Genomic DNA, 8,993 nt, shown 5'->3' on the forward strand with positions numbered 1-8,993 from the left:
GACTTCGGAACCGACCGCCGGCCTCAGCCGCTGGCAGGTCTCCAGGCGGTGCGGACCACCTGGGGGCCCTGTTCCTTCGTCGGGTCCTGCCACGCCTGTTTGTTCTCGACGTGCTGCTTCATCAAGGACTCGCTGAAGTCCTCGCCCTCCGCGTAATTCTTGGACATGGAGGTGAGCGCCTTGCCGATTTCCTGGAGTTTCGAGGAGAGGTGGCCCATCGACTCGTACATGCCGTCGCGCACACCCTCGTAGGCGACACCGAACTTCTCGCCGATGTCGTCATCCCCCCACGGCGGAGCGCCGTCCTTGCTGTCGAACGTCGTCAGCCCGCTCCAGAACTGCTGGCCGAACGACTTCTCCGGCGGCGGGGGCTGGTTGTCCCCCTTGCTGGGCGGACCCGCGCCCAGCGCGCTCAGGCCGTCCATCAGCCGTGCGACCGAGGTGTAGAAGTCCTCGCCGAGCTTGACGAAGCTGGTGCCCTCAGCCTTGAGGGACTCCACATCCGTCTGGAACCCGCCTGCCCCCACAACATCCCCCATGTTGGTAATGGTTACTCAATGATATCTACAAGCCAAAGCTTAAAGGCGGGCGGTGACAGCCCGCCAGGTGGTACCGCGCGAGAGCCCCGGCGCCGGGCGGGACGCCCCTGCCGGCCCGCCCGGCTTCAGGAGCCGCTCGGCCGGTACCAGCGGTGGTAGAGCTCGACCGCCTCCTCCGGGGGGAAGTTGGGCAGGAAGGTGACATCGCCGTTCACCTTGGAGATGGCGACGTTGCTCCCGCCCGGATCGGACGGCGGGGCGTCGGGGTCCTCGGGGGCCGGCCAGCTCGCGTGCACCAGGTAGGCGACGTCGAATTCATGGACAAACAGGGCGGACGGACCGTCGGGCGAACCGACTTCGGGGAAGTGCTGCCGGCCGATCTCCAGGGCTTCGTCCTGGCTGGTCGGCACCGGCTTCGGCGCGCCGTCCTCCGCGCCACCGTGCGGAGGAACCGGAGGGACCGGGGGCGGCGTGGGCGGCGTGGGGGGCTGGCCGGGATTGCTGCCCGTCATGCCGGGATCTGTCATGGACGCTGCTCTCCTTGGCGCTGATCTTGGCGCGGGTCTTGGCGCTGATCTTGTCGGTGGTGGTCAACCTAACTCACGCCGCGCAAGCCTGTTCGGTTCGCGGGAACGGCTGCCGAGTGGCCTGCCCGCGCTCAGCCGAAGAGGACCCGTGCCAGGTAGAAGTCGAGGAGCTCCGCGTCGCCGAGGACCTCGAAGGCTTCGTCGTCGGCGGGGCGTCGGCCGTAGATGAGGAGCAGGAGATCGGTCAGGGGAGCGCGGACGGAGACGGCGGCTTCCTCGGCGGAACGGCGCCAGGCGAGGGCGTCGCCGGTGAGGTCGACCAGCCAGTCGGCGGCCGCTTCCGGCGGGGTGTCCGTGGCGTGGAAGTGGAGGGTACGGCCGGGGCCGAGCAGTTCGCGCCGATCGGGGTGGAAGTCGAACATCTCGGGGAGGGAACCGAGTTCCATCCACTCGTCCATGGTGTCGATGGCGATGTGCTGGTCGACGGCGAAGTCCGCGCCGAGGGCCAGGGTGGCATCGCAGCGGTGGATGACGGTCTCGTGGGCCATCCGGCGGGCGAAGAAGAGCGGGGACCCGGAGGGGAGCGGGGTCCAGATCCTGGTGTCCGGGCTCGTGGCGCGGAGGGCGGTGGCCAGGAGTCCGGCGCCCTCGGTGAGCCAGGCGGCGAGTTCAGGCGGGGTCTGGGTGGTGTCGCGGGGGAGGGTTCGCAGGGCGGTGTCGGGCGGGGGTTCGGTGGCCCGGGTTCGCACGATCTCCTCGACCCAGCGGTGGGCCTCGCCCAGATGCCGGAGCAACTGGGCGAGGTTCCAGTCGGGGCAGGAGGGGACGGAGGTGGTGAGGGCGGTGTCCTTGGTGAGGACGGATGCCAGCAGGTCTGCCTGGGTGACGATCTCGGTGCAGTAATCGTCGTAGCTCAGGGTGGAGTTCATGCCGTCACGGTAGAGGCCGCTACCGACATTGAGCCGTTACCACGTGCGGATGGCCGCCTCCAGGCGGAAGCGCAGCCGGCAGATGACGGCGTCCGTGGCCCGGCGAACGGCGTGGGCGACGACCGCGCCGCGCTGGTTCTGGAGCGGCCGCTGCCGGAGGTGGGTGGGTTCGGCCTCCGGGGTGAGGGTGGTGATGCGGGTGGCGGGGTGGCGGGGTGGCGGGGTGCCCGGCGTGACGGTGATGCGGGGTGGCGAGCGGTCAGGGCGGTGGCTTACGTGGCGATCGGGCGTCCTATGGAGCGGGTGTCGGCACCGCGTTGGCGACCGCTTCGACACCGGTCAGCGTCGAGTAGCCGGACGCGAACGCCTTGAGCAGGAGCAGGACGCCGAGAGGCGTGGCGTTGTGGGCGAGGGCGGAGGCATGGCCGTCGGCGGTGAGGGGGGAGGCCGGGGCGTCGTGCGTGGCTCGCCTCAACCTCCGCCGACGCCCGTGGCGTTGCCGTCGCCGGGCGTGGTGGCGCCGGTTGTGGTGCTGGCGCCGGTCGTGACGGTGGCGCCGGGTGTGGTGGCGCCCGTGGTGCCGCCGTTGCCTCCGGTGAGGATGCTGCTGGTGCCTCCTGTGGCGTTGCCGCTGGTGCTGCCGGTGGTGGCGTTGCCTCCGGTGGCGTTGCCGCTGGTGCTGCCGGTGGTGGCGTTGCCGCCGGTGGCGTTGCCGCTGGTGCTGCCGGTGGTGGCGTTGCCGCCGGTGGCGTTGCCGCTGGTGCTGCCGGTGGTGGCGTTGCCGCCGGTGGCGTTGCCGCTGGTGCTGTTGGTGCTGGCGTTGCCGCCGGTGGCGCTGCCTCCGGTGCCGCTGGTGCTGGCGTTGCCGCCGGTGGCGCTGCCTCCTGACCCTCCGGTGCCTCCGGCTCCTCCGGCTCCGCCGAGGATGCCGCCGCCGGTGCCTCCGGATCCTCCAGATCCTCCGGCTCCGCCGAGGATGCCGCCGCCGGTGCCTCCGGATCCTCCAGATCCTCCGGCTCCGCCGAGGATGCCGCCTCCTCCGGATCCTCCAGACCCTCCAACTCCGCCGAAGATGCCGCCTCCTCCGGTGCCTCCGGACCCTCCAACTCCGCCGAAGATGCCGCCTCCTCCGGTGCCTCCGGACCCTCCAACTCCGCCGAAGATGCCGCCGCCGAGGACGCCAGACCCTCCAGACCCCCCGGCCCCGGCGCCACCGACAACNGCCAGACCCTCCAGACCCCCCGGCCCCGGCGCCACCGACAACGCCGCCGCTGGTGCCGGACCCAACTCCACCGCCGCCGGTCGTGGCGCCGCCGGTAGTGGTGGCACCGGTAGTGCTGGTGCCGGTTGTGGTGCCGGTTGTGGTGCCGCCGGTGGTGGCGCCAGTCGTGGTGGCGCCCGTGGTTCCACCGCCTGGCAGTGTGCAGTTCGACGGGAAATTGACGAGCTTTCCGGTCTGCTTGTCAAAGTGGAACGACGAGCAGAGCACGTCCGGTGTCAGGTTCGACGATTGCGCCGTGGCCTTCGTAGGCGCTGCGTCAGCGGCCACCGCGCTGATCGCGCCCACCGTTCCGGTGAGCGTCACAGCCAGGAAAGACACACCGACCACCTGGGGAACGCGCTTCCGAATGCTCGTCCGGATGTTCGTCGTCATGGTGCCTGCTCTTGGGTGGATGGGCCGTGGGTACCTCCACCAGCGTGGGAGGTCGACCATGACGGCGGCGTTGATCCGGCGTGACCCTCGCGTGACGCTGCCCAGTACCGGGCGCGGGGAGCCGACATCTCGTGCAGCCGGCCCGTCCCCGGCGAGCGAGCTGATCCACCACTCGAACCGGTCCGTGTTTGACCAGGCTGGTGCAGATTTCCTTGGACTCGGCACCGTACTTGGGGTGCTCGAACCAGCCTTGGCGCTCGTACACACCGACCACGATCAGTCGAGGCGATCACGTTCGAAGCGGCCTGCGCCCGGAGCCCGGGCCTGCGCCTCAAGCCGTTCCGCGTGGTCGACGGGGATGGCATGCCCTGATCTTCCACACCCGTGTCAAGGCGGACCTGGCGCGCAAGTTCGGACTGTTCATGCACCACGTACCGGATGCCGGACCCCCGGGCCTGAGCGCCACGGTCCGGGCGCACTCGCCCGGACCCAGGACGCCATTCGGGCCGCGGGTACGTTCCCGATCCGGAACTGTCGGCCGGACCGGCCGGCGGCCTGATTTCCGTAGCGACGACCTGCGAGCTCTGCGAGCCGCCGCGCGCGAGGTCCGGTGCCGACTGCTCGAACACCGGACCCCACTGATCCGCCGCTCTGTGCCCGCTCCCTCAACGGCTCTACTGCCACTGGGGGAGTGGAGGAGGCTGACATGAGCGAGTGGATCAGGCCACAGCACGCGGTGACGCTGGTGCCTCAGCCGATGGTGGCGCCGGTCGAGGTGGCACCGGTGGTACCGCCTCCGCCTCCGCCGATGGTGGCACCGGTGGTGGTGGCACCTGTCGTGCCGCCTCCGCCTCCGCCGATCGTGGCGCCGGTGCTGGTGGCGCCTGTGGTGCCGCCTCCGCCTCCGCCGATGGTGGCGCCGGTGCTGGTGGCGCCCGTGGTGCCGCCTCCGCACAAGCGTCCGCTGACGATGACGCCGCCGATGATGCAGAGGCGTACTCCGCCGATGGTGGCGCCGGTGGTGGTGGCGCCTGTGGTGCCGCCTCCGCCTCCGCCGATGGTGGCGCCGGTGGTGGTGGCACCGGTCGTGCCGCCGCCGCCTCCGCCGATCGTGGCGCCGGTGCTGGTGGCGCCTGTCGTGCCGCCTCCGCCTCCGCCGAGCGTGGCGCCGGTGCTGGTGGCGCCTGTCGTGCCGCCTCCGCCTCCGCCGATGGTGGCGCCGGTGGTGGTGGCGCCTGTGGTGCCGCCTCCGCCTCCGCCGATGGTGGCGCCGGTGGTGGTGGCACCGGTCGTGCCGCCTCCGCCTCCGCCGATCGTGGCGCCGGTGCTGGTGGCGCCCGTGGTGCCGCCTCCGCCTCCGCCGATCGTGGCGCCGGTTGTGGTGGCGCCCGTTGTCTGGCCCGGCACTTCTAGTGCCGACGACGTGGGCGTTGTCTGAGGCGCTGCATCAGCGCCCATCGCGGTTATCGCACCCACCGTTCCGGTGAGTGTCACGGCCAGGAAAGACGCGCCGATCACGTGGGGAATGCGCTTCCGTATGTTTGTCGCCATGATGCCTGCTCCTGAGTGGATGGACCGTGGGCACCTTCAGGGTGGGAGGTCGACCATGACCGGGGTGTTGGTCCGGCGTGACCCCCGCGTGACACCGCTCGGTACCCGGTACCCGGTGCGGGGAGCCGACAGCTTGTGCAGTCAGCCCGTCTCCGGCGAGTTGGTCCACCACACGAACCGGTCCGCGCGTGACCAGGTCGGTGCAGATCTCGGGTCTCCGGGGATGAGGAATCGCCCCGACTTCGACGGGCTTATGGCATTGGCCACGCAAAAACCCCGCCCGCTTGGTGTTTCCAGGGCGGCGAGGTCGGGTCGCTGGTATTGCTGCTCTGGGAAGGATGACGCCTGTACCGGTGCTCGGTGCGGGCCCTTCTCGGTGACCCTGAGCGGCTGGCGGCGATAGCTGGAGAGCGGGCAGAAATCACCACTGGCCAGCGTGGGAATCACTGGCCAGCGTGGGAATCATGGGAAACGTATCTCCGACCGCTGAGACTTCACGATCCCTGAGGCTTCACGATCCCTGTGGCTTCAGGGACGCTGAGGCTTCACGGACCGTGCCTGCCTACGTTGCTGCGTACGTCCGTCCCTGAGTACGTCCCATACGTCCCATACGTCCCTGCGCACGTCGCATACGTCCCTGCGCACGTCGCATACGTCCTTGCGCACGTCCCATACGTCCCTGCATGCGTTCCGGCGCGTGCGTCAAAGGCACGTCAGCGGTACGTCAAGGTTCGCGGGGGCCGTGTCAGCGCCGTGTAAACGCCTCCGGTGCCCCGGGTGGCCCGCTCTAGCTTCTGAAGCATGGGACGGCGACGAGGCCTGGGGCCCGAATTCACGACGGACGATGGCGACGATGCGGGTGAGACCGGCGAGGCCGGTGAGGCGGGCGAGGCCCGGTCGGCGATACCGCCACCGTCGGTGCGCCATGGCGGGACGGACCATGACCGCACCTGGCTGCCCGAGCTGCGGGCCGCGCTCTGCTGTACGGCCGGGCTGTTCGCCCTCATGCTGCTGGTCGACCTCGCCAACGGGACGCTCGTGCCATGGCGGCTGCTGTGCTGGGCGGCCGTCGCGCTGGCGCTGTTCGCGATGCTCTGCCCGCCACGGGTGACGGCCGGTGAGCGCTGGCTGGCGTCCCGTGGACCGGTGCGTACCCGCAGGGTCCACACGGATCTGCTCGTCTCCGTCCGGCTCTGCGACGGGATGGCCCCGCGGCTGGTGCTGCGCGATGCCGTGGGCGGCCGGGTGGAGCTGGACCCGAAGGTCCTCACCGCGAATCCGGTGCTGTGGCACCGTCTTGACCAGGGCGTATGCCGCTCCCGCGAGCGGGGGCTGCTGCGCTGTGGCGCGGCCCCGCTGCGGGCGCTGGCGGAACGGATCGATCACGACGGCGCACGGGCCGTGTTCGAGGCGTCGGGGCTGGAGTGAACCGCCCGGCCGGCGGTGGGACAGCCAGAACTGCCAGAACTGCCAGAACAGCCAGAACGGCCGGGCCAGCCAGAACGGCCGGGCCAGCCGGGCCAGCCGGGTCAACCGAGACAGCCGGGTCAACCGGGCCAGCGAGGCCAGCCCGGCAGATCACTCGCCGCCGCCGCTCACCCCTTAGCCGGCCGGGAGAAGTCGTGCCGCACACCGGTGAGCTGTTCCGAGGCGGCCCACAGCCGCTCGCCGTTCGCGTCGTTCCTGGTCCAGGGGGCGCGGTAGGACTGGGCCGGGGCGCCGCGCAGTCCGCTGCGCGGGCCGATGAAGGAGTCGGGCCGCATGTGCGGGGCGGTGGCCGCGCAGAGGGTGCCCAGGGCGCCGCCGTCGGGGGACTGGGCGATCAGGCGGTTGCCGAGCTCGATGAAGCGTTCGGCGGAGGTGCGGCCCTCCATACGGGCGCCCGCGGTCTGCAGATTGGTGGAGGCGTAGCCGGGGTGCGCGGCGGCCGCGACGACCTGCGAGCCGGCCGCGGCCAGCCGCCGGGAGAGCTCGTGGGTGAAGAGGAGATTGGCGGTCTTCGAACGGCCGTAGGCGATCCAACGGCGGTAGGAGCGCTCGCTGTTGAGGTCGCCGAGATCGATGTCGGCGAGGGCGTGCAGCATGCTGGAGACGGTGACGACGCGGGCTCCGGGCGTGGCCAGGAGCTTGGGCAGCAGCAGTCCGGTCAGCGCGAAGTGGCCGAGGTGGTTGGTGCCGAACTGCATCTCGAAGCCGTCGGCGGTGGTGCGGTACGGCAGCGCCATCACGCCCGCGTTGTTGATGAGCAGGTCGAGGCGGTCGCCGTCGAAGTCGTCGAGGGTGGCCGCGAAGTCCCGTACGGAGGACAGATCGGCGAGGTCCAGCGGCCGGAACTCGGCCTCGGCGGTGGGGACTTCGGTGCGCAGCCGGTCCAGGGCGGCGTTGCCGCGCGACGGATTGCGGCAGGCCAGCAGCACCCGGGCGCCGCGCCGGGCCAGTTCGCGCGCGGTGATGTAGCCGATGCCGCTGTTCGCGCCCGTGACGACCGCCGAGCGGCCGGTCTGGTCGGGGATGTGGCTGGTGTTCCACCGGGTCACGCCTGCACTCCTCCGTAGGGGGCGTCCAGGCTACGCCTGGGGGTACGGCGACCAGGGGCGCAGGTGCGGGCCCGGCTCCGTGCCGGGCCCGCCTTGAGGTCAGGCCTTGAGGTCAGGCCTTGAGGTCAGGACTTGAGGTCAGGACTTGACGAGCGTGACCTCGGCCGTCTTGTACCCGGTGTCGACCGTCACCGGGTAGTCGCGGTCATCCGCCCTGCCGATGCCGCGCACCGTCGCGGTGCCGGGCTGGAAGGTGGTGCCGGGCTCCATGCTGGCGAAGGAGACGGTCCACGGGACCGGGGCCCCGGGGGTGCAGTTGACGACCTGCTCCTCGTACCAGCCGGCCGGCGTCGCACGCTTCTGGGTCTGGTCGGCGTTGCCGGCGAGGGTGATCCGGGCCGGCTTGTTGCAGGTCACGTTGCCGCCGACGGTGATCTTGCCGGTGTGGGTGTCGACCTTGCCCGTGGTGTCGAGGTTCAGGCCGACGGCCAGCTCGGCCGGCGGCTCGGCCGTGCGGGCGTGGACCTCGCCGCGCAGGGGCAGCGTCGATCCGTTGCAGTACTGCTCGAAGGTGGCGTCGAGTTCGCGTATGTAGCCGTAGGGGCCGTACGCGATGTGGGAGATGGTGAAGGAGCCGGTGCCGGTGTCGCAGGACCGGTCGGTCTCGCCGAACTGGAGCTCCGGGTCTTCGGGCTTGGCGTAGGGCCAGCGCGATGCCCCGGTGAAGGTGGCACCGTCGGTCAGCTTCTGGCCGTCAGGAGCGGCCATGTGGAGGTACCAGCGCTTGCCTTCGGGGGTGACTACCGTGAGGCCTACGGAGTTCTCGTCGGTGGGACCCGAGACGTCGAACATCTCGGTGGCCCCGGCCGTGTACTGGTGGGACTGCCCGTCCGAGACGAACTCGCCCGGCTCGCCGCTGAAACTGAGGGATCCCGATACGGCGTCGTGGGCCTGCGCCGTGCCTGTCAGCGGGGCCGCCGCCACCGCCAGGGTCATGGCCGTCGCGAGAACGGCCGCCGCACGGGCCACAGTGCGTCTCGGCGCGCTGCTTTTCATCAAGCTTCTCCTCCAAGGAGCGGTTCCGGTCCTGGTGGGCCGGGATGCGGTCGCACATGCGTCACCGATCGTCAGGTACCGGTCAAACCGGACCTAGATGAATGAGTCCGATGTTCTAGTGGTCGTAGGCGATCAGGGATCGTTTGGTCTTGGCGCCGGTGGTCCAGTTGTGCCAGATGCCGGCTGCCAGGGCGAGGAGT

General features: G+C 70.7%; 9 protein-coding genes. 1 reads left to right on the plus strand and 8 read right to left on the minus strand.

Annotation, left to right across the window (positions count from 1 at the left end; all coding sequences use genetic code 11):
• Positions 1-23: 23 nt before the first annotated feature.
• From DY245_RS11235 to DY245_RS11270, 6 genes are all read right to left on the minus strand, one after another.
• Entirely contained in the window at positions 24-539 is a 516-nt protein-coding gene (locus DY245_RS11235; protein ID WP_244942978.1) for a hypothetical protein, read from the minus strand.
• Positions 540-664: 125 nt separating this feature from the next.
• The gene (locus tag DY245_RS11240) at positions 665-1,066 is read right to left on the minus strand and encodes a hypothetical protein (RefSeq protein WP_128506177.1); all 402 of its coding nucleotides are present in this window, start codon (positions 1,064-1,066) and stop codon (positions 665-667) included.
• Positions 1,067-1,197: 131 nt separating this feature from the next.
• On the minus strand, positions 1,198-1,995 hold the full coding sequence (locus tag DY245_RS11245; protein ID WP_128506179.1) for a maleylpyruvate isomerase family mycothiol-dependent enzyme: 798 nt from the start codon (positions 1,993-1,995) through the stop codon (positions 1,198-1,200).
• Between the two features lie 292 nt (positions 1,996-2,287).
• Positions 2,288-2,470: a hypothetical protein gene (locus DY245_RS11255; protein WP_128506183.1), complete on the minus strand. Its 183-nt coding sequence runs from the start codon at positions 2,468-2,470 to the stop codon at positions 2,288-2,290.
• On the minus strand, positions 2,467-3,216 hold a 750-nt coding region (locus tag DY245_RS44270), incomplete at its 5' end, for a hypothetical protein (RefSeq protein ID WP_220377880.1). The genes DY245_RS11255 and DY245_RS44270, both read right to left, overlap by 4 nt.
• 1,183 nt (positions 3,217-4,399) lie before the next feature.
• Positions 4,400-5,056, minus strand: a complete 657-nt coding sequence (locus DY245_RS11270; RefSeq protein ID WP_128506186.1) for a hypothetical protein — start codon at positions 5,054-5,056, stop codon at positions 4,400-4,402.
• Positions 5,057-6,001: 945 nt separating this feature from the next.
• Between DY245_RS11270 and DY245_RS11275 the strand changes: the two genes are divergently transcribed.
• The gene (locus DY245_RS11275) at positions 6,002-6,628 is read left to right on the plus strand and encodes a hypothetical protein (RefSeq protein WP_244942979.1); all 627 of its coding nucleotides are present in this window, start codon (positions 6,002-6,004) and stop codon (positions 6,626-6,628) included.
• 167 nt (positions 6,629-6,795) lie between these two features.
• Here the strand turns inward: DY245_RS11275 and DY245_RS11285 are convergent, their stop codons facing one another.
• Both DY245_RS11285 and DY245_RS11290 read right to left on the minus strand, forming a co-directional pair.
• Positions 6,796-7,737, minus strand: a complete 942-nt coding sequence (locus DY245_RS11285) for an oxidoreductase (RefSeq protein ID WP_128506190.1) — start codon at positions 7,735-7,737, stop codon at positions 6,796-6,798.
• Positions 7,738-7,875: 138 nt separating this feature from the next.
• Positions 7,876-8,793, minus strand: coding sequence for a hypothetical protein (locus tag DY245_RS11290; protein ID WP_128506192.1), 918 nt, complete (start codon positions 8,791-8,793; stop codon positions 7,876-7,878).
• Positions 8,794-8,993 lie beyond the last annotated feature (200 nt).

This window comes from Streptomyces inhibens (assembly GCF_003389455.1).
In the GTDB taxonomy this organism is placed as follows: domain Bacteria; phylum Actinomycetota; class Actinomycetes; order Streptomycetales; family Streptomycetaceae; genus Streptomyces; species Streptomyces inhibens.

Bases quoted from the DNA above. Each gene is read 5' to 3' on its own strand.
- DY245_RS11235 (WP_244942978.1), bottom strand. From the start codon at position 539: ATGGGGGATGTTGTGGGGGCAGGCGGGTTCCAGACGGATGTGGAGTCC.
- DY245_RS11240 (WP_128506177.1), bottom strand. From the start codon at position 1,066: ATGACAGATCCCGGCATGACGGGCAGCAATCCCGGCCAGCCCCCCACG.
- DY245_RS11245 (WP_128506179.1), bottom strand. From the start codon at position 1,995: ATGAACTCCACCCTGAGCTACGACGATTACTGCACCGAGATCGTCACC.
- DY245_RS11275 (WP_244942979.1), top strand. From the start codon at position 6,002: ATGGGACGGCGACGAGGCCTGGGGCCCGAATTCACGACGGACGATGGC.
- DY245_RS11290 (WP_128506192.1), bottom strand. From the start codon at position 8,793: ATGAAAAGCAGCGCGCCGAGACGCACTGTGGCCCGTGCGGCGGCCGTT.